Here is a 16,838-nt window from a genome sequence, read left to right on the forward strand (position 1 = left end):
CGGACGTCGGCTCAGCGGCTTGCCTGCAGCGTCTTCGACGCCGGCACCGAAAGCGAGGCAGTGATGTCTTCCATCGGCGCGAGCTGTTCCAGTGGACCGATCGCCGACAGCGTCGGCACCGTGTCATAGAACAGGCGGCCGGCGAGGTCGGTCAGCCGCTCGATGGTGATGCCTTCCAGCCGTTCCATCATCTCCGGATTGGAGATCGGTCGGCCGTAAAGCATCATCTGCCTGGCGATCTGGCCGGCGCGGGCAGCCGGGCTTTCCGCACCCATCAACAGCTGGGCGCGGATCTGGGCGCGGGCGCGCTCGATCTCGTTCTGGTGGATCGCATCGGCCGATTTGTGCAGCTCGTCGATGATGACGGGCACCAGCTCCGGCAGGTTTTCGCCACCGGTTGCGGCATGAATGCCGAAGATGCCGGTGTCGGAAAAGCCCCAGTGGAAGGCATAGACCGAATAACAGAGGCCGCGAAATTCGCGCACCTCCTGGAACAGCCTGGACGACATGCCGCCGCCGAGGATATTGGCGAGGATCTGCGAGCAGTAGAAATCACGGGCGTGGTAGGGCTTGCCCTCGAAGCCGAGCAGGATCTGCGCATCCATCAGGTCGCGCGGTTCACGCACGCTGCCGCCGATATAACGCGCCGCGTCCATGACGGGCGGGGCGGAAGGTGCGGTCGGCAGACTGGCGAAACGATCTTCCACCATGCGCAGGAATTCGTCATGCTGGACGGCGCCGGTGGCGACCACGAACATGCGGTCGGTCGTGTAGTTGCGGCTGAGATAGCCGCGGATCTGCTGCGGCGTGAAGGAGACGACGGTCTCCGGCGTGCCGAGGATCGCCCGGCCGAGCGTCTGGTCGCGATAGGCGACCTCGGAGAACCGGTCGAACACCACGTCGTCGGGCGTGTCGTTGGCGGCGTTGATCTCCTGCAGGATCACCTGCTTTTCGCGCTCCAGCTCCTCTTCCTCGAAGGCCGATTCCGTCAGGATGTCGGCGAGGATATCGACGGCGAGCGGCACGTAGTCCTTGAGCACGCGGGCGTAATAGGAGGTCGTCTCGGTCGATGTGGCGGCATTGACTTCACCGCCGACATCCTCGATTTCTTCGGCAATCTGGCGGGCCGTGCGGCGCGCCGTGCCCTTGAAGGCCATGTGTTCGAGCAGGTGAGCGATGCCGTGCTCGTTGTCCGTCTCGTTACGCGATCCCGATTTGATCCAGACTCCGAGCGCAACACTTTCAAGATGCGGCATGGTCTCTGTGACTACTGTCAGCCCGGATTTCAGCCGGGTGCACTCAACTGTCATTGGCTATCTTTCTGCGCCTGCTGTCGTCTCGCCGCGGGCGTGCTTGCCGATAAAGTTTTCAACGGCTTTCAGCTCCGGTTTGATGATCTGGAAACGCTCCTCCCTTTGCATCAGATCAGCAAGCCACGTCGGAAGCGCCGGGTCAATACCGCAGGCGGATTTTACGGCGGCGGGGAATTTCGCCGGATGCGCGGTCGAAAGCGTCACCATCGGCGTATTCGGCTTTTCTTTCTTGGCAGCGACGAAGACGCCGATCGCCGAATGCGGATCCAGCAGATAACCGGTTTCGGCATGGGTCTTACGGATCGTCTCGGCGACTTGTTTCTCGCTGGCGCGCCCGGAGCGGAAGTCGCGGCGGATCGCCTTCAGCGCTGGCGTGCCGATCTCGAAGCCGTTGGATTGCTTGAGGCTTTCCATCGCCGCGCGCACCTTCGATGCGTCGCGGTCATAGGCTTCGAACAGCAGCCGTTCGAAGTTAGACGAGATCTGGATGTCCATCGACGGCGAGTTCGTCGCCTTGACCGCCTTCATGTCATAGCGGCCGGTTTTCAGCGCCCGCGCCAGGATGTCGTTTTCGTTGGTGGCGATCACCAGCCGGTCGATCGGCAGGCCCATGCGCTTGGCGCAGTAGCCGGCGAATATATCGCCGAAATTGCCTGTGGGCACCGTGAACGAGATCTTCCGGTCCGGTCCGCCAAGCGCCACCGCCGCCGTGAAATAATAGACGATCTGGGCCATGATGCGCGCCCAGTTGATCGAGTTGACGCCGGATAGGCCGACCTTGTCGCGGAAGGCCGCGTCGTTGAACATCGCCTTTACCAGGTTCTGGCAATCGTCGAAATTGCCCTCGACGGCAAGCGCATGCACGTTCGGCGACGACGAGGTCGTCATCTGCCGCTGCTGCACCGGCGAAACCTTGCCATGCGGGAAGAGGATGAAGATGTCGGTGCGCTCACGGCCGGCGAAGGCGTCGATCGCAGCCCCGCCGGTGTCGCCCGAGGTGGCGCCGACGATCGTCGCCCGCTCGCCGCGTTTTTCCAGCGCATAGTCCATCAGCCGGGCGAGCAGTTGCATCGCCACGTCCTTGAAGGCGAGCGTCGTGCCGTGGAAGAGTTCCATGACGAAGCTGTTCGGTCCTGTCTGGACGAGCGGCGCAATTGCCGGGTGGCGGAAGGTGCCATAGGCCTCGTCGATCATCGCCCGGAACGCGTCGTCGGGGATCTCGCCATTGGTGAAGGGCGACAGGATGGTGAAGGCGATTTCCTGATAGGTTTTGCCGCGCAGCGCACGGATTTCCTTTTTGGAGAAGCTCGGCCATTTGCGCGGAACATAGAGCCCGCCGTCGCGCGCCAGCCCGGTCAAAAGGGCGTCGCAAAAGCCGAGGGAAGGTGCCTCGCCGCGGGTCGAGATATAGTCCACGTTCATCATCCTTGATCTATTGCTGGAGAGAATCCGGCCGGGCGCGGCCCTGGTGCGGTCTGCCGCAAATCGGCAAGGTGGTGCCTTCGGGCCTTACCATTGCCGTTATCTTGTTGAACTTGCCCGCATCCGGCGTCGAAAAGTGCATCAAAACGGCGCTTACCCAATCGATTTTTGTTTGCGCCGCTGATATAGACCATCGCAAACCGTCGTGAAAGGCCCCACGGAAAAGACATGGGGCCTCCAAGAAGCGCTTATACAAGGGATGGAATATGGTGCTCGGCAAGGTCTCGCGTCTCATCGTCTCCGCATCTTTTCTTGCCCTGCTCGCTGGTTGCAACTCGCTCGGCATAGGTGGCGACAGCAAGCCGGCTGCGCCGGCGACCCAGCCGAACGGCACCGCCCAGATCATGCCGCTGGCGCCGGCCAACCCGTCCTCGAACAATCCTTCGATCGGCACCGCCACGACGGCGCAGGGCACGGTCGCTCCCGTCGTCCAGGGCGCCTGCCCGCAGATCTTCATGCGTGACCAGGATGCGATCTTCCGCACCTATGCCAAGGGCAAGAAGGACGATCCGCAGCAGATCGTCTTCCAGGCCTCCGTCGGCGATTACACCCGCCAGTGCACGCTGAACGACACGAACCTGACTATGACCATCGTTGCCCAGCTGCGCCTGATCACCGGCCCGGCCGGCACGCCCGGTCCGGTGACGCTGCCGATCCGCATCTCCGTCGTCGACGGCGAGACCGTGCTCTATTCCGAAGTCACCAAATTCCCGACCGAGATCCCGCCGGGTGCGCCGGGCACCCAGGTCATCTTCCGCAAGGACGGCATCACGATGCCGGTTGGCTCCGGCTCCCTGGTGCGCGTCAATATCGGCTTTGATACCCAGCCCGCGAAGACCAAGAAGAGCAGCTGAGTTATTCCAGGAAACGTACGAAGCAGGCCTTCTAGTTCAGAATTCGGTCAAGCTCGGTTGTACGGTATTTGGATAGGCCAGCTTTTTCTGCGAATTGTTGCCAGCCTTCGATAGCGGTGCGAACCTGATCGATGACATCTCTCGCGTCTTGATCAGAGATAGATGCTTGCCTGGAGACTGTCAGCAGGTGCTTTATATCAGGGTTTCTTCCTTCGCCTGCGATATCCACGCTGTGTTCTCCTCCTGGTCCCGAAGAGAAGGTCAGGTCATAAGCAGGAGAGAGGGTCCATCGCCCGTCAGCGTTCATGAGGAAGGCGTGGTTCTTGGCGTGGTCGTCTCGATTCCTGGCGTACACGTTGAACACCATGCGCCGAAACATCCGTAGAACTTCGGAACTGTCACGTGTCATCATGAGTGTCAGCTTATGGAGCTGTCCGTAATTCAGCGACGCCTGTCGATGGCTGGCGTTCAAGATGCCGCTGGCAGTGTGCATGTGCAGCCGGCCGGCCGGTGTCCGATCAAATCGCTTGGTGGCGAAAAGACGGCTCCCTTTCCTGGTGTCGAATATCCGCGTCTCTGCCATCTCCAGCCCTGCGGCGCGTGCCATCAAAGCATAGGCCTGCTCCTCGACCCCGATATCGACGGGGTCGCCAACACCGCGCGCCTTTACCATCCATCGATCAAAACCGGGCTCCATGTCCTGGCCGTAGTCCAGAGCGAATTTATTTTGGGCCTTGTTAAATCCTATCATGATTTTTGGACGTGCCCCCGCAGAGCCGCCCTGCGCGCCTTGCAGAGTGTCGATGTCGGCAATGTCCATCTCGGCGTGGACGAGGTCGACCTGCTCGACGAACCAATCCCAATCGATATCGTCGGCCGGTTTCCTTTCGTCGTCGGCTAGCTCGGGGATATATGAAAGCGCACCCATTCCCGTCTTTCCAACCGCGGAAAGGCGATCCAGCGGGGTGAGCAGGTGATAGTCGATACCAGCCTTTTGAAGACGGCGATCGAGCAGGACGCGGCCCCATCCGTCGGGTAGACTGTCGTTAAACAAACCGTGGAGTCCGTCGAACGGATCGCGCGGCGCCGCGATCAGGCCCGGATTTTCTTTTAAATTGAAGGGGGACACCGGCAAAGGCGCAGCGAGGAATTCCGCCGAATATTCAAAATAGGCCCGGCGTTCGTCGCTGCTCCAGGCAAGCGTTCCCAAATTTCCCTCGCTCCCCACGAGATCGAGAACGACACTCATTTTTCGGATCGGCTTGAATGTCATCTCTTGCGCACCCTCTGCCTGACAGGACGGCCAATGACATCGTCAATTGTCTTGGGCGGGCGAGGCGGAAACAAGTGCTCGAACTCAGCTTCGGCTTCCAGAACAAAGGCAATCTTCACAAGAGCTTCGAGCGAAATCTTTCCCGTCTCCTCGAACAGTCTTAGCGATCCGTAGGAAACGCCGGCCCTTATGGCTAGCTCCCTCTGCGTGAGGCCGACATCAATACGCCGACGCTTCATCCGTTCCGACAGGCCGCCGATCACCTCAGCGGGAGAGGTCATATTAAATGTGAACATAATAGCGCTTATATCAGATATCGAACATAATTGCCAATATAATAGCAATTATCTCAATCGCCCGAAATCGATCGCACGGAATCCGATCGATACGTGCCGTTGGCGTAGCAGCTCGAAGTCTGGCGGCAGTTGCCACCAGCGCAAACGCTTACGTCAGTGACTCGGAGAAACCGGAATGCTCTCTGCATAGCCCGCGGATCGCGGGCTCGAAGCGCCTCAGAGAACGTTGTCCCATGCCGCCAGTGCGGCGACGACGCCCGGCAGGTCGTTCATGCGGGAGATTGCCGTTTCGGCGCCGGCATCCGTCAATTTGTCGGCATGGGCGGGATAGCTGTGCGAGGCGCCGGTAAAGCCGATGACGCGCATGCCGGCGGCGCGGGCCGCATGCACGCCGTGAACGGAATCCTCGACCACAACAACCTTGTCAGGCGAAACGCCCATCTGGCTTGCGCCGTGCAGGAAGATGTCGGGCTTCGGCTTGACGCGGTCGGGGCCAAGATCCTTGGCAGAAAAGATGTTCGGCGCAAATAGCGGCTTGAGGCCCACCTTGGTCAGCATCATGTCGAGCCGCTTGGTGCTCGAATTCGAGCAGATGCACCGCTTGATCGGCAGCCTGGAGACGGCGAATTCGACGCCGGGAATGGCTTGGACGTCCTGCGCCAATCTAAGGTCGAGCAGATGCTCCGACTTGTCGAGCAGGGAGGCCGAAAACGGGATGCTCGCCTCGCGCTCGATCTGCAGCAGGATGTTGCGCCATGTCATGCCGGCGAAGCGCTCGCCCATTTCCTCGGCGCTGATCGGATATCCGGCTTCGGTCAGAAGTCCGGATTCGACCTCAGCCGCGATGATTTCCGAATCGACGAGAACGCCGTCGCAGTCGAAGATGATGAGGTCGAAGCCGTCCATATGTTCACGCCTTGCTGAAAGTCTGGGTCTTGTCCGGGAATGCTGCGGCTTTACACGATGCCCGGCCAAAGCTCAACCTGATCTCAAGCATGGCTGCGATGCGGCAAGCGACCGGCTCCGGCGTCGCCGCCGGATCGGTCGTGTCGGCTTGACTTGGGAATGAAGACTGGCGAGCAGATAGCAGCCGTCAGGCCGCCAGCTGCCCACCCCTGCGTCCAGCTGCAGATGGCGAAGCTGTCGCCTGAAGCCTGAACCGGGAAACAAGTTCACGCAGCCTGGCAGCTTCCTCGGCGAGATGACCGGATGCCGCTGTCGATTGCTCCACCATTGCCGCGTTCTGCTGGGTCACCTGATCCATGGAATTGACCGCAGTATTGACTTCGGCAAGGCCGGTCGACTGCTCTCTTGCCGACACGGCGATTGCATCCATGTGCTGGTTGATGCGGGCAATCTGTTCGCTGATCGCCTTCAGAACCTGACTGGTGTCGAGAACCAGCTTGACGCCGCTTTCCACTTCCACCGAGGATTTCTGAATGTGGCCCTTGATTTCCTTGGCCGCCTGAGCCGACCGCTGGGCGAGCTCGCGGACTTCCTGGGCGACTACGGCGAAACCCTTGCCCGCATCTCCGGCCCGTGCGGCTTCGACGCCGGCGTTCAGCGCCAGCAGATTGGTCTGGAAGGCGATCTCGTCGATCACGCCGATAATGCTGGAAATCTGCTGCGACGAGGCCTCGATGCGGCGCATGGCCTCTTCGGCATGGGAGACGACCTCGGAAGACTTGGCGGCATTGCGGTTTGCATCGGTCGCTTCAGTGCGCGCCTCGTCGGTCCGCTTGCTCGAATTCGAGACATTGGCGGTGATCTGATCGAGCGCTGCGGCGGTTTCTTCGAGAGAGGCCGCCTGCTGTTCGGTCCTTTTCGACAGGTCGCCGGCCCCGGATGCGATTTCCCGCGTGCCTTCGTCGATCGCGGCAATGGCGGCCGCAATTGCGCCGAGCGTCTGATCGAGCTGCCGGATCGACATGTTGAAATCATGCCGGAGGTTCTCAAAGTCCGGGGCGAAGGGCTCGTCGATCTGGAAGGCGAGATCGCCGGATGCAAGCCTCTTCAGCCCTGCGGCGAGACCTGATGTCGCTGCCCGCAGCCGTTCGGCTGCATCTTCGTCGGCCTGCTTTCGCGCCATGACCCGCTCGGTTTCACCCTGCAATCGGGCGGCCTCGGCATCTTTTTCGAGTTGCTTGTTGGCAATCGCCGCTTGGCGGAAAACTTCGACGGCCGACGCCATCGTCCCGATTTCATCGGTGCGGCCGATCCCGGTGCAGGCAATCGCCGTGTCGCCGCCGGCAAGCCTTTGCATATCGTCGGAAAGCGAAAGGATCGGCTTGGTGACGGTCTTGCGGATGAGGAAATAGAGACCAAAGGCGAAGAGCGCGGCCGAAGCCAAAAGGGCTTCCAGGACAATATCGACCGACGCATTTATATCAGAGCTGCGATTGGAAATTTCCTCGGATGCAGCCGTGATCTGATCGCCGGCCTGTTCCATCGCCGCTTCCAGCGTCGAGAACTGCGCCATGAAGTCAGGCAATGCCTTCATAGCTGCCGTAGGGTCCTTACCGGCAAGTTCGACGATCTGAGTGGCGCTTGCGATATAGGCAAGCAGGGGAGGTTCGACGCTGGCAAGGATCGTTTTCGTCTTGTCGTCGGCGGCAAGAGCCTTGTTGGCATCAAGCATCTCGCGGAACGACGCCTCATGCTCCGCCAGATCCGCCTTCACCGTGTCGACATCGATGCCTGCTGCCGGATTGGACGCCAGCAATGATGCGAGCGCATCCGAGCGCAGCGCGTCATGCATCATGTCGGCCTGCATGTGGTTGCGCAGAATATGCGCCGTCCGGGCAACCTCGGCGTTGTTTTCGGAGAGGATTGACGCGGACCAGATGCCGACACCCGTGGCGCCACCCGCCAGGGCGAAAATCGCGATGCTCGCAATGATGATCTTATGCTGGATCGATGCCATGACAGGGCTCTCTCGTTAATTCAGAAGGTGAGAGTAGCCGAACATGCTTAATTATTTTCTTAGCGCCATGCCGCTTAACGGCGCGAAAACAACGGGTTGCAGCAGATATTTCAATTTCGATGAAAGGTTGAGCTGCTATGTGCGCCGAGCGGATGACCGGCGCGCGGGCACCTCGAGCGCCGGAAAATGCGACAAGGGTGGGGCTCTCCCTTGTGCCAAGGGCGAGCCCCATCAAACTATTGCTCCGGCACGATGATCTTCTGATTTGTGGTGTTCTTCACCGGCTTCTCGCCAGGGACATGCGACATCGTGCGGGTCGTACTATCAAGCGTGCTGCCGTCTGTGCTGGTTTTTGTGCGAGACTTGCTGAACGTCCCCTTGTCGACTGCCTGGGCTTTCGTCTGCGCCTTCAGCTTGTCACCGTTGTCGTTGACGTGGGTCTTGCTTTGCGCCTTTCCATCGGTGGTGGCTGCACTTCCCCCCGATCCGATCGAAGAGGTCGTGCCGTCGTCGGTCCGGCAGGTGCCCGCCGTTCCGACCGAGCTTGCCGATGTGCCTCCGGCCGAAGCGCTTCCGCCTGTTCCGACCGTTCCGGCGGCATTGCACTCCTCTGCAAGGACGGCCGAACTCGATGCGAGCAGCGCGATCGAGGCGGCCGCGATAAGGTTGATAGGTTTCATTGCCATCTCCTACTTCTTGGGTTTCATGACCGAGCAGGTTCCGTCGGACCGTTTGGTGATGATGGTGCCGTCGGGCCGGGTGATGCTTGCCGTCGAAAAGCTGTCGACGCTTCCTGATCCGGCCGAGGAGCCGGCGGAGGAGGATGACGAAGAGGAGCCGGCCGATCCGCTTCCGGTCGTGGTCGATGACGAAACCTGTCCGTTGCCGGCCGTCACGGTGGTGGACATGTCTCCCTGCGACGACCGCGACTCGACGACGGTGCATGTCGTTCCGTCGTCCAGTTTGATCTCCTCGGACATTGCCTGTCCGGCGACTAAGGCGAGTGAAGCGCCCAGTGCGATTGTGGAAAAGTTGGTCATTGGTCTATCTCCAAGGATTGGCCGACGCCATAAAGGCGCCGGCCGACATCGTCAGCAGCCTTTGGTGCCGGCGGCGTCCTTCTTGACCTGTCCGGGTGCACAGCCCTTCTTGCCCTTGTTGTCAGAGCTTCCTGCGGCGCTGCCGCCGGTGCCGACTGTGCTGCCGGTCTTGTCTCCGTCCGCCGACGAAGCACCAGTCCCGACGCTCGAGGCCGAGTTCGCGTCGCCCGAGCCTGCGGCGGAGCCGCCGGTGCCGACCGAGCTGCTGGAGGTGCCGCCGCCGGCCGACGAACCGCCGGTGCCGAGCGTCGAAGCAGACCCCGAGCCGGAGCCAGAACCCGCAGCAGAGCCGCCGGTCCCGACCGTGCTGCTCGAAGTGCCGCCGCCGGCCGATGAGCCGCCGGTGCCGAGCGTCGAGGATGAGCCGGAATTACAGTTGGTTGCGCCGGCAGGGCAGGTGCCCCCGGCAGAGCTGCCACCAGTACCGACCGTGCTGCTCGCAGTTCCGCCGCCGGCCGACGAACCGCCGGTACCGACGGTACTAGACGATTGAGCGAAGCCGGAAACAGCCGTGCCAGCCAAAAGGGCGGCCGCCAAGGCCAGATGTGTTGCCTTCATCATGGTGTATTCCTCCGTTTGTTTCTAACTTGCCGTCGCATCCTGAATGGATGGATAGCTGCCTGACAAACTTCGCTCTCACACCACTGTTCCTGCCTTAGGCACTCAGTCGGATGGGCCTCGGACCTTGGTCCGACCTCGCCGTCATGGTTGACGTTCGAGCGTTCTGGGAGGGTTTCATGAGCCGGCCGGCGGGTTGGAAAACCTCCATCCCGGCGTCCGTTACCATCGGGATGGACCGCGCTCATTGCGGCTTCAAGGGCCTCGGCGTACCATCCATTTGCAATGGGAGAGGGACCATGAGGCTTCCAGCTTTCGTCCGACCGGCGGCAGCCGTAGTGCTGCTGTTTGCCTTCACATCCACCGACGTCATCGCCAAGGGCAAGCACCGAAGCTGTGCGCAGCTGCAGGCGATGAAGGATAATGCCCTGACCGGCGGAAAGCATGCTGGGGATGGCACCGACAAGAGAGCCAAAATCGAAAGGAAGATGAGGAAGAAAGGTTGCCAGAGGTAAGCCGTCGATAGCTTGCGGGCACCGAGAGAACATGGTTCGGCAGCAGGTGAGCCTGTTACCGAGACGGCAGAGATGCGCCCCCGTTGAGGATGGCGCGACATCCATCAAATCCGCCTCATGCAGACTAACCTCGGCCCCAGGCCTACCTTTGGCAATCTCATGCACTAGATGGCGATCGGGAGGAGAACGCCACCGCCGCTATTGGGAAGAGAAGCGGCATGCCAAAGAATGGATGAAGAGGAAGACTGCATGACGATCGAGGACATCATCGAAACCCTGGAAAAGACTGACATGCCCGACAGCCGGATCGACGCCTTCATCACCTGTGCCTTTCTGTTGAAGCAACTCCGGCCGGCCGAGCCCAACGATTTCGACGGTCCTCACGACTACATGCCGAGCAGTATCAAGTCAGAGCACGGTTTCCTGATGGCGCGGCCGTTTACCCACGACGTCAATCACGCCATCGACCTGTGCAAGGAAGTCCGGCCGGATGCGGTTTGGCACCTCGCCCGCGGTCGTCAGACAGCAGATGACTCGCTTTACGGCGCGCAGCTGCGCGAGGTCAGAGAGGACGAAAGCATCCTCGGTGAAGCCGAGAGCAATCACGCGGCGCTGGCGCTGACGCTGGCTGCACTGCGGGCGCATGTGCGGCAGGAAGATGAAAAGAGGGCAGGTGCCTGAGGCTCGGGAAGCTGGAACGCCACGCGTGCAAGCGGCGTGAGCGGGCAACATTTTATCGGAACAAATCCAGGTAATTCCGGTTCGCTCACCATCCCCGGTGAAGCAAGAAGGAGTTTCCAATGCTTCTGAGACTACTCGCAGTAACAGCGCTTTCAGCTGGCCTGGCAACTGCCGCCATCGCACAATCCGGCGGCGGCAGCGGCGGTTCCGGGTCCGGCAGCGGCTCCTCGAGCTCCGGCAGCGGTTCCGATTCTGGAGCCGGCGGCACCGGTTCCGGCAATTCGGGCTCGGGCGGTTCGGGCGCAAATTCGACAGACGGCGGCGGCGCAGGAGGGATAAACGGCGCCAATAACTCCGGCGGCGACCCGGATGATTGCCAACGCCAGCAGGCAGGCCAGCCCGGCAATTCGGCGCCCTCCGGCACGACGACAAACAAGCCGGATTCTGCCACCGCCTGCTAATAGAAGATGTGCCCGGTTAGGACCGAACCCCCGCGGAGCGCCTCCTTTGATGCGGCGCCCGGGGTTACGCTATGCTTCGGTTATGCCTTATTTGTGAAAAGGTATGGCTGGCGAGCTGTTATGCGGCAGGTCGCGGCGGGCGGCATATTCCAACGCCCCTCATCCTGAGGTGCGTAGGCCAAGGCCGGAGCCTCGAAGGACACGCCGCAGCGCTGCTTCTTGCATCCTCTGACGCCAGCGTGCCCGCCTAGCCCTTCGAGGCCCCCTGCGGGGCACCTCAGGGTGAGGCTCTCTGGGGTGCTGGCGTTCTGAGGCAGTGGCGCAATGGGAGGCGGCGAGGGGACAGGGAGGTGGCGCTGCGACTGCGTTCAAAGGCTTTTGCAGATTCGTATAACCTACGCATCGACCGGAAAAAGCTTCAAAAACTGCCGGTCGCCCTCCGGCGAAAACAGGATCGAGCGGCTTTCCGCCGTGCGCCGCGCCCAGCCCTTATCGAGGAAGCTTGAAAGCAGGGCCTTGCCGAGACTGCCGGCGAGGTGGGCGCGTCTTTCGCTCCAGTCGAGGCAGGAGCGGCAGAGCGGCCGGCGCGAGGATCTGAGGTCGCTGACATCGATGCCGATGCATTCGAGGTCGCTTTCACCCTTTTCAGTCAGCGCCAGGCCGTCTCCGACAGCGTCGATCGATCCTGATGCAATCAGGCTGTCGAGCATGCGCACGCCGTAATCGCCGGCAAGATGATCGTAGCAGATGCGCGCCTTGCGCAGCGCCGGCTCCTTCGGTCCCGGCTGGTGGCGCAGATGCCCGCGCCCGGCGGCAAAGCCCATCATGCTTTCGATCAGCCGGGCGACGGCCTCGTCGGCTAGCGTGAAATAACGGTGGCGCCCTTGCTTGCGCTGGGCTAGCAACCCGCCGGCCTCGAGCTTGGCGAGATGGGTGCTGGCCGTCTGCACGGTGATGCCGCCGACGCCGGCAAGCTCGGTCGCCGTCAGCGCCCGGCCGCCGGTCAGCGCCGCCAGCATGTTGGCGCGCGCCGGATCACCGATGAGCGCGCCGATCTGCGCAATGTCTGGACCTTCCTTCATAGTTCGATCGTAACCGAAGCATCGCCGTCAGGCAATGTGCGAAAACGGATGAAGAGCCAAAGGAGAAAACCATGATCACCTGCTTCATCCGTTACGAAATCGACCCATTCAAGAAGGAGGCGTTTGCCGACTATGCCCGCAACTGGAGCCAGGCAATTCCGCGAAACGGCGCCGACTTGATCGGCTATTTCGGCCCGCACGAGGGATCGGCAACGACCGCTTACGGCGTATACAATATCGAAAGCCTCGCCGCCTACGAAGCCTATCGCGCCAGGCTGGCTGCCGACCCGCTCGGCCGTGAGAATTATGAATTTGCCAGACGCGAAGGCTTCATCCTCAAGGAGGATCGCATCTTCCTCAAAAATGTCTCCGCCCCTCACGCCAAGCTGGTGCTGCCATGATCGCCGTCATCTTCGAAGTCGTGCCCTATATGGGCGAACGCCACAAATATTTGGATCTCGCCGGCGAGCTGCGCGGCGAACTCGAGAAGATCGACGGCTTCATCTCGATCGAGCGTTTCGAGAGCCTGACGACGCGCGGCAAGCTCTTGTCGCTCTCCTTCTTCCGCGACGAGGCGGCGGTGAAGGAATGGCGCAATCTCGAGGTTCACCGGGCAGCCCAGCAGGCCGGACGCTGCGGCATCTTCGCCGATTATCGCCTGCGGATCGCCAGTGTCATCCGCGATTACGGCATGTTCGAACGCGACGAAGCGCCGGCCGACAGCCGAAGCGTTCACGACGCCGCCTGATCGCCGGCGGCGGCAAAGTCTGCCGCTCACTCATCGGCCACCCGAATAAATTCCCGAAATCGGCCACCGCTTCAGGCTTTGGTAACTAAGTTGCGTAACCATAACGGACAGTTAAGCGTAGAGCGTATGAGTGAGTATTTAAATGGCATCAGTTTTTCCGCTTGCCGACCTCAAGGCTTCCGTCAAGTCGGATTCCCGGCAGGATTCCAGGCCCGGGTCTTGGGTCGACACGATCATCAAGGGCGATTGCGTCAGCGCCCTTGAGGCTTTGCCCAGCCACTCCGTCGATATCATCTTTGCCGATCCGCCGTATAATCTCCAACTCGGCGGAACGCTGCATCGTCCCGATCAGTCCCTGGTCGATGCGGTCGACGACGAATGGGATCAGTTCGCCTCCTTCGAGGCCTATGATGCCTTCACCCGCGCCTGGCTGCTGGCTTGCCGCCGCGTGCTGAAGCCGACTGGCTCTATCTGGGTGATCGGCTCCTACCACAATATCTTCCGTGTCGGCGCTACGCTGCAGGATCTGAATTTCTGGATCCTCAACGACATCATCTGGCGCAAGACCAACCCCATGCCGAATTTCAAGGGCCGCCGTTTCCAGAACGCCCATGAGACGATGATCTGGGCAAGCCCCAGCGCCAAGGCCAAGGGCTATACTTTCAATTACGATGCGCTGAAGGCCGCCAATGACGACGTGCAGATGCGCTCCGACTGGCTCTTCCCGATCTGCAACGGCAGCGAGCGGCTGAAGGGCGAGGACGGCAAGAAGGCCCATCCGACGCAGAAGCCGGAAGCGCTGCTTGCCCGTGTCATCATGGCCTCGACCAAGCCCGGCGATATCGTGCTCGATCCCTTCTTCGGCTCGGGAACGACGGGTGCCGTCGCCAAGCGCCTCGGCCGCCACTTCGTCGGCATCGAGCGCGAGCAGGATTATATCGATGCGGCCTCGGCCCGCATCGCCGCCGTCGAGCCGCTCGGCAAGGCGGAACTAACCGTCATGACCGGCAAGAAGGCCGAAGTCCGTGTCGCCTTCAACGTGCTGGTTGAAAGCGGCCTGATCAAGCCCGGCCAGGTGCTGACCGACGCCAAGCGCCGTTATAGCGCAATTGTCCGCGCCGACGGCACCGTGGCTTCCGGCGGCGAGGCCGGCTCCATTCATCGTCTCGGCGCCAAGGTGCAGGGTCTCGATGCATGCAACGGATGGACCTTCTGGCATTTCGAAGACGGGCAGTCCCTGCGCCCGATCGACGATCTCAGGTCCGTCATCCGCAGTGATCTTGCAAAGGCGGAGTGAGCAGCGCCTTCGCGAGATCGAAATACCTTCTTCCGGTTTCCTCCAGTTGCGGAAGAAGACCAAGGCGCCCGGGGTCAAACCCGGGCGTCCTCTATTCAAGAATACCATTTTCAGAAGTCGCGATAATCGGTGACCTCGACCCTTGTGACGCGGCCTTCCGCGTTGAAGATGATCGTCTCCTCACCCTCGCGGATCAGCGGCTTGCCCGTCTTGCTGTGGGTGGCGCGCACCGACCAGACCGACCGGCCGGAGAGCGGCGTCAATGTTTCCACCAGCGAATTTTCCGCCGTTTGATCGGGATAGTCGTCGAAATAATGCCGGAAGGCAGCCATGATCTCAGCCCGTCCGGTGAGATCGCCGACGCCGTTCGAGACATAGGTCGCATCCTCGGCGAAATAATTCTCGATCGCCGGAAAATCGAGGGCGTTGATCGCGGCGTGGAAGAGTTCAACTTGCTTTGCCGGGTCGAAAGCCATGGGTCTCAGACCTTCACCCCATAGCCAGCGAGATCGCTGCGCAATTTGTCGGCGCCCGAAAACAGCACCGCATTCCAGCCGAAGGCCTTGGCGCCCTCGACATTAACAGGCGCGTCGTCGATGAAGATCGTCGCTGCCGGATCGAGGCCGAAACTTTTCGTATGCGTCTCGTAGATCGCGATATCGGGCTTGATCAGGCCGACATCGCCGGAAACCGTGACGCCGCGCGGCAGGTTGAGGAAGGGGAAGCGTTGCTGCGCCTCGCGGAACGTGTCGGAGGCGAAGTTGGTCAGCATCGTCACGTCGCGCCCTTCGGCAATCAGCCCTTCCATGATCGCGACGCTGTCGTCATAGGCGTGCGGCACCATCTCGTGCCAATATTTGCGGAAGGCGCGGATATGCTCTTCGCGGGCAGGGTGCTGTTTTATCAGCAGCGCTTCGGCCTCCGCCCAGGTGCGGCCGCGGTCCTGCTCGATGTTCCAGTCATGGGTGCAGATATTGGCGAAGAACCAGTGGCGCTCGGTCTCGTCAGGGATGAGGCGACTGAAAGGAAGATGCGGATCGTAATGAATAAGGACTTTGCCGATGTCGAAAACGATATGTCTTATGTCGGTGGTCATGGTCATCCCTTGGATGTTTTAAACGCGAGAGGAATAGCCGCTGCGATCGCTTTTTTCATGATGGTTGGTAAGGCCTGGGCTTCAAGATTTGTAACCGGCTCCCACCATCCGTCATTCGTGCCGTCATCCATGGCGACCTTGGCAGCGATGGCCGCACGCCAGATCGAAAGCCTGAGCTCGAAATGGGTGAAGACATGGATGACGGTGCCAGCGGCCTGCCATGCCGCTTCGAAGGGCGCGGCGGCAGCTGAGGTTTCGCCGTCGATGCGCGCCGTCCACGCCGTCGTCGGCACCTCCGTCATGCCGCCGAGCAGGCCGCTGTCGATGCGCCGTCTGAGCAGGATCTCGCCGTCACCTGTTACCGCGATGAAGGCCGCGCCATATCTGACCGGCTTCTCTTTCTTCGCCGCCTTGACCGGAAAGAGCTCCGGATCGGAAAGCTTCAGCGCCGCGCAGGCACCGCGGAACGGACAGAGCGAACAGGCCGGCCGCTTCGGCGTGCAGATCGTCGCGCCGAGATCCATCATCGCCTGGGCGAAATCGCCGGGCCGATCGGCGGGCGTCAACAGCGCCACCTTCTCCTTCATCGCCGGCTTTGCGGCCGGAAGCGGCGTGTCGATCGCATAGAGCCTGGAGATCACCCGCTCGACATTGCCGTCCATGACTGCCGCCTGGCGGTTGAAGGCGATGGCCGCGACGGCGGCGGCCGTATAGTCGCCGATGCCGGGGAGCGACTTGAGACCCTCTTCGGTATCGGGAAAGATGCCGCCATGCTCTTTCGCCACCGCTTCGGCGCATTTCTTCAGGTTGCGGGCCCGCGCGTAATAGCCAAGCCCCGCCCAGGCGGCCATCACCGCGTCGTTTTCGGCCGCGGCAAGATCGGTCACCTCGGGCCAGCGCTGGAGAAACCGCTCGAAATAGGGTTTGACCGCCTGCACCGTCGTCTGCTGCAGCATCACCTCGGACAGCCAGACGCGATAGGGATCGGCCTTGACGCCGCGGGCCGCCATGCCGGGTGAAACGCGCCAGGGCAGGTCGCGGTGGTGGCGATCGTACCAGTCGAGCAGGGGCTTTGCTAAGGGCGTGTCGAGTGTGGTGATCGTCATGATTTGCCGCGATGGGGGGAAGTGCCTATACTTGGCGAAGCAATGCCGTGCGA

General features: G+C 61.4%; 21 protein-coding genes. 7 read left to right on the plus strand and 14 right to left on the minus strand.

Annotation, left to right across the window (positions count from 1 at the left end):
• Positions 1 to 11: 11 nt before the first annotated feature.
• From HFO71_RS10030 to HFO71_RS10040, 3 genes are read right to left on the minus strand one after another with little or no spacing between them, the layout of a single operon-like run.
• On the minus strand, positions 12 to 1,310 hold the full coding sequence (locus tag HFO71_RS10030) for a M16 family metallopeptidase (protein ID WP_131661484.1): 1,299 nt from the start codon (positions 1,308 to 1,310) through the stop codon (positions 12 to 14).
• A 3-nt stretch (positions 1,311 to 1,313) separates the two neighbouring features.
• A complete protein-coding gene (gene thrC / locus HFO71_RS10035; RefSeq protein WP_221987945.1) occupies positions 1,314 to 2,738 on the minus strand; it encodes a threonine synthase in 1,425 nt (474 codons plus the stop codon).
• Positions 2,735 to 2,965 carry a hypothetical protein gene (locus HFO71_RS10040; RefSeq protein ID WP_168257625.1) on the minus strand — a complete coding sequence of 77 codons (231 nt, stop codon included), beginning with the start codon at positions 2,963 to 2,965 and terminating at the stop codon, positions 2,735 to 2,737. Before HFO71_RS10040 ends, thrC begins: the two co-directional genes overlap by 4 nt.
• A gap of 36 nt (positions 2,966 to 3,001) precedes the next feature.
• On the opposite strand from HFO71_RS10040, the gene HFO71_RS10045 reads away from it, so the two are divergent.
• Positions 3,002 to 3,649 carry a hypothetical protein gene (locus tag HFO71_RS10045; protein ID WP_020048818.1) on the plus strand — a complete coding sequence of 216 codons (648 nt, stop codon included), beginning with the start codon at positions 3,002 to 3,004 and terminating at the stop codon, positions 3,647 to 3,649.
• A 31-nt stretch (positions 3,650 to 3,680) separates the two neighbouring features.
• Here HFO71_RS10045 and HFO71_RS10050 read toward each other — a convergent pair whose 3' ends face one another.
• The 7 genes from HFO71_RS10050 to HFO71_RS35775 form a co-directional block, all read right to left on the minus strand.
• Positions 3,681 to 4,922 (minus strand): type II toxin-antitoxin system HipA family toxin, encoded by a 1,242-nt coding sequence (locus HFO71_RS10050; protein ID WP_221987948.1) that lies wholly within the window; start codon positions 4,920 to 4,922, stop codon positions 3,681 to 3,683.
• The gene (locus tag HFO71_RS10055) at positions 4,919 to 5,218 is read right to left on the minus strand and encodes a helix-turn-helix domain-containing protein (protein ID WP_231285139.1); all 300 of its coding nucleotides are present in this window, start codon (positions 5,216 to 5,218) and stop codon (positions 4,919 to 4,921) included. Before HFO71_RS10055 ends, HFO71_RS10050 begins: the two co-directional genes overlap by 4 nt.
• Positions 5,219 to 5,434: 216 nt before the next feature.
• Positions 5,435 to 6,124: an HAD family hydrolase gene (locus tag HFO71_RS10060; protein WP_025393498.1), complete on the minus strand. Its 690-nt coding sequence runs from the start codon at positions 6,122 to 6,124 to the stop codon at positions 5,435 to 5,437.
• A 187-nt stretch (positions 6,125 to 6,311) separates the two neighbouring features.
• Complete coding sequence (locus tag HFO71_RS10065; RefSeq protein ID WP_168257623.1) at positions 6,312 to 8,141, minus strand: methyl-accepting chemotaxis protein; 1,830 nt, start codon at positions 8,139 to 8,141, stop codon at positions 6,312 to 6,314.
• Between the two features lie 236 nt (positions 8,142 to 8,377).
• Positions 8,378 to 8,821, minus strand: a complete 444-nt coding sequence (locus HFO71_RS10070; RefSeq protein WP_168257622.1) for a hypothetical protein — start codon at positions 8,819 to 8,821, stop codon at positions 8,378 to 8,380.
• Positions 8,822 to 8,830: 9 nt separating this feature from the next.
• On the minus strand, positions 8,831 to 9,181 hold the full coding sequence (locus HFO71_RS35770; protein WP_131642487.1) for a hypothetical protein: 351 nt from the start codon (positions 9,179 to 9,181) through the stop codon (positions 8,831 to 8,833).
• A 51-nt stretch (positions 9,182 to 9,232) separates the two neighbouring features.
• Positions 9,233 to 9,802 carry a hypothetical protein gene (locus tag HFO71_RS35775; RefSeq protein ID WP_077976504.1) on the minus strand — a complete coding sequence of 190 codons (570 nt, stop codon included), beginning with the start codon at positions 9,800 to 9,802 and terminating at the stop codon, positions 9,233 to 9,235.
• A 296-nt stretch (positions 9,803 to 10,098) separates the two neighbouring features.
• Here HFO71_RS35775 and HFO71_RS10080 point away from each other — a divergent pair, with 296 nt between their 5' ends.
• The 3 genes from HFO71_RS10080 to HFO71_RS10090 all read left to right on the plus strand — a co-directional run bounded on the left by HFO71_RS10080 (position 10,099) and on the right by HFO71_RS10090 (position 11,456).
• On the plus strand, positions 10,099 to 10,314 hold the full coding sequence (locus HFO71_RS10080) for a hypothetical protein (RefSeq protein WP_025393503.1): 216 nt from the start codon (positions 10,099 to 10,101) through the stop codon (positions 10,312 to 10,314).
• Between the two features lie 249 nt (positions 10,315 to 10,563).
• A complete protein-coding gene (locus tag HFO71_RS10085; protein ID WP_231285142.1) occupies positions 10,564 to 10,995 on the plus strand; it encodes a hypothetical protein in 432 nt (143 codons plus the stop codon).
• 119 nt (positions 10,996 to 11,114) lie between these two features.
• The gene (locus HFO71_RS10090; RefSeq protein ID WP_077976502.1) at positions 11,115 to 11,456 is read left to right on the plus strand and encodes an oxidoreductase; all 342 of its coding nucleotides are present in this window, start codon (positions 11,115 to 11,117) and stop codon (positions 11,454 to 11,456) included.
• A gap of 395 nt (positions 11,457 to 11,851) precedes the next feature.
• Here HFO71_RS10090 and HFO71_RS10095 read toward each other — a convergent pair whose 3' ends face one another.
• Positions 11,852 to 12,538: an ArsR/SmtB family transcription factor gene (locus tag HFO71_RS10095; protein ID WP_221947904.1), complete on the minus strand. Its 687-nt coding sequence runs from the start codon at positions 12,536 to 12,538 to the stop codon at positions 11,852 to 11,854.
• Positions 12,539 to 12,609: 71 nt separating this feature from the next.
• Between HFO71_RS10095 and HFO71_RS10100 the strand changes: the two genes are divergently transcribed.
• From HFO71_RS10100 to HFO71_RS10110, 3 genes are all read left to right on the plus strand, one after another.
• On the plus strand, positions 12,610 to 12,939 hold the full coding sequence (locus HFO71_RS10100) for an NIPSNAP family protein (protein WP_221987950.1): 330 nt from the start codon (positions 12,610 to 12,612) through the stop codon (positions 12,937 to 12,939).
• Positions 12,936 to 13,286 carry an antibiotic biosynthesis monooxygenase family protein gene (locus tag HFO71_RS10105; protein ID WP_131666618.1) on the plus strand — a complete coding sequence of 117 codons (351 nt, stop codon included), beginning with the start codon at positions 12,936 to 12,938 and terminating at the stop codon, positions 13,284 to 13,286. Before HFO71_RS10100 ends, HFO71_RS10105 begins: the two co-directional genes overlap by 4 nt.
• 142 nt (positions 13,287 to 13,428) lie before the next feature.
• The gene (locus HFO71_RS10110; protein WP_221987952.1) at positions 13,429 to 14,583 is read left to right on the plus strand and encodes a site-specific DNA-methyltransferase; all 1,155 of its coding nucleotides are present in this window, start codon (positions 13,429 to 13,431) and stop codon (positions 14,581 to 14,583) included.
• 110 nt (positions 14,584 to 14,693) lie between these two features.
• On the opposite strand, the gene HFO71_RS10115 is transcribed toward HFO71_RS10110, so the two are convergent.
• Genes HFO71_RS10115 through mutY form a run of 3 tightly spaced genes read right to left on the minus strand, consistent with a single transcriptional unit; the run spans position 14,694 to position 16,785 of the window.
• Positions 14,694 to 15,059, minus strand: coding sequence for a nuclear transport factor 2 family protein (locus HFO71_RS10115; protein WP_131666616.1), 366 nt, complete (start codon positions 15,057 to 15,059; stop codon positions 14,694 to 14,696).
• 5 nt (positions 15,060 to 15,064) lie between these two features.
• A complete protein-coding gene (locus HFO71_RS10120; protein ID WP_131666615.1) occupies positions 15,065 to 15,679 on the minus strand; it encodes an HAD family hydrolase in 615 nt (204 codons plus the stop codon).
• Between the two features lie 2 nt (positions 15,680 to 15,681).
• Positions 15,682 to 16,785, minus strand: coding sequence for an A/G-specific adenine glycosylase (mutY, locus tag HFO71_RS10125; protein ID WP_077976496.1), 1,104 nt, complete (start codon positions 16,783 to 16,785; stop codon positions 15,682 to 15,684).
• Between the last annotated feature and the right edge of the window lie 53 nt (positions 16,786 to 16,838).

The organism is Rhizobium laguerreae, assembly GCF_019778565.1.
Lineage (GTDB): Bacteria > Pseudomonadota > Alphaproteobacteria > Rhizobiales > Rhizobiaceae > Rhizobium > Rhizobium laguerreae.

Bases quoted from the DNA above. Each gene is read 5' to 3' on its own strand.
- HFO71_RS10040 (WP_168257625.1), bottom strand. From the start codon at position 2,965: ATGTCTTTTCCGTGGGGCCTTTCACGACGGTTTGCGATGGTCTATATC.
- HFO71_RS10060 (WP_025393498.1), bottom strand. From the start codon at position 6,124: ATGGACGGCTTCGACCTCATCATCTTCGACTGCGACGGCGTTCTCGTC.
- HFO71_RS10105 (WP_131666618.1), top strand. From the start codon at position 12,936: ATGATCGCCGTCATCTTCGAAGTCGTGCCCTATATGGGCGAACGCCAC.
- mutY (WP_077976496.1), bottom strand. From the start codon at position 16,785: ATGACGATCACCACACTCGACACGCCCTTAGCAAAGCCCCTGCTCGAC.
- HFO71_RS35770 (WP_131642487.1), bottom strand. From the start codon at position 9,181: ATGACCAACTTTTCCACAATCGCACTGGGCGCTTCACTCGCCTTAGTC.
- HFO71_RS10110 (WP_221987952.1), top strand. From the start codon at position 13,429: ATGGCATCAGTTTTTCCGCTTGCCGACCTCAAGGCTTCCGTCAAGTCG.
- HFO71_RS10085 (WP_231285142.1), top strand. From the start codon at position 10,564: ATGACGATCGAGGACATCATCGAAACCCTGGAAAAGACTGACATGCCC.
- thrC (WP_221987945.1), bottom strand. From the start codon at position 2,738: ATGATGAACGTGGACTATATCTCGACCCGCGGCGAGGCACCTTCCCTC.
- HFO71_RS10065 (WP_168257623.1), bottom strand. From the start codon at position 8,141: ATGGCATCGATCCAGCATAAGATCATCATTGCGAGCATCGCGATTTTC.
- HFO71_RS10045 (WP_020048818.1), top strand. From the start codon at position 3,002: ATGGTGCTCGGCAAGGTCTCGCGTCTCATCGTCTCCGCATCTTTTCTT.
- HFO71_RS10070 (WP_168257622.1), bottom strand. From the start codon at position 8,821: ATGAAACCTATCAACCTTATCGCGGCCGCCTCGATCGCGCTGCTCGCA.
- HFO71_RS10030 (WP_131661484.1), bottom strand. From the start codon at position 1,310: ATGACAGTTGAGTGCACCCGGCTGAAATCCGGGCTGACAGTAGTCACA.
- HFO71_RS10100 (WP_221987950.1), top strand. From the start codon at position 12,610: ATGATCACCTGCTTCATCCGTTACGAAATCGACCCATTCAAGAAGGAG.
- HFO71_RS10090 (WP_077976502.1), top strand. From the start codon at position 11,115: ATGCTTCTGAGACTACTCGCAGTAACAGCGCTTTCAGCTGGCCTGGCA.
- HFO71_RS35775 (WP_077976504.1), bottom strand. From the start codon at position 9,802: ATGATGAAGGCAACACATCTGGCCTTGGCGGCCGCCCTTTTGGCTGGC.
- HFO71_RS10095 (WP_221947904.1), bottom strand. From the start codon at position 12,538: ATGAAGGAAGGTCCAGACATTGCGCAGATCGGCGCGCTCATCGGTGAT.
- HFO71_RS10115 (WP_131666616.1), bottom strand. From the start codon at position 15,059: ATGGCTTTCGACCCGGCAAAGCAAGTTGAACTCTTCCACGCCGCGATC.
- HFO71_RS10080 (WP_025393503.1), top strand. From the start codon at position 10,099: ATGAGGCTTCCAGCTTTCGTCCGACCGGCGGCAGCCGTAGTGCTGCTG.
- HFO71_RS10120 (WP_131666615.1), bottom strand. From the start codon at position 15,679: ATGACCACCGACATAAGACATATCGTTTTCGACATCGGCAAAGTCCTT.
- HFO71_RS10055 (WP_231285139.1), bottom strand. From the start codon at position 5,218: ATGTTCACATTTAATATGACCTCTCCCGCTGAGGTGATCGGCGGCCTG.
- HFO71_RS10050 (WP_221987948.1), bottom strand. From the start codon at position 4,922: ATGACATTCAAGCCGATCCGAAAAATGAGTGTCGTTCTCGATCTCGTG.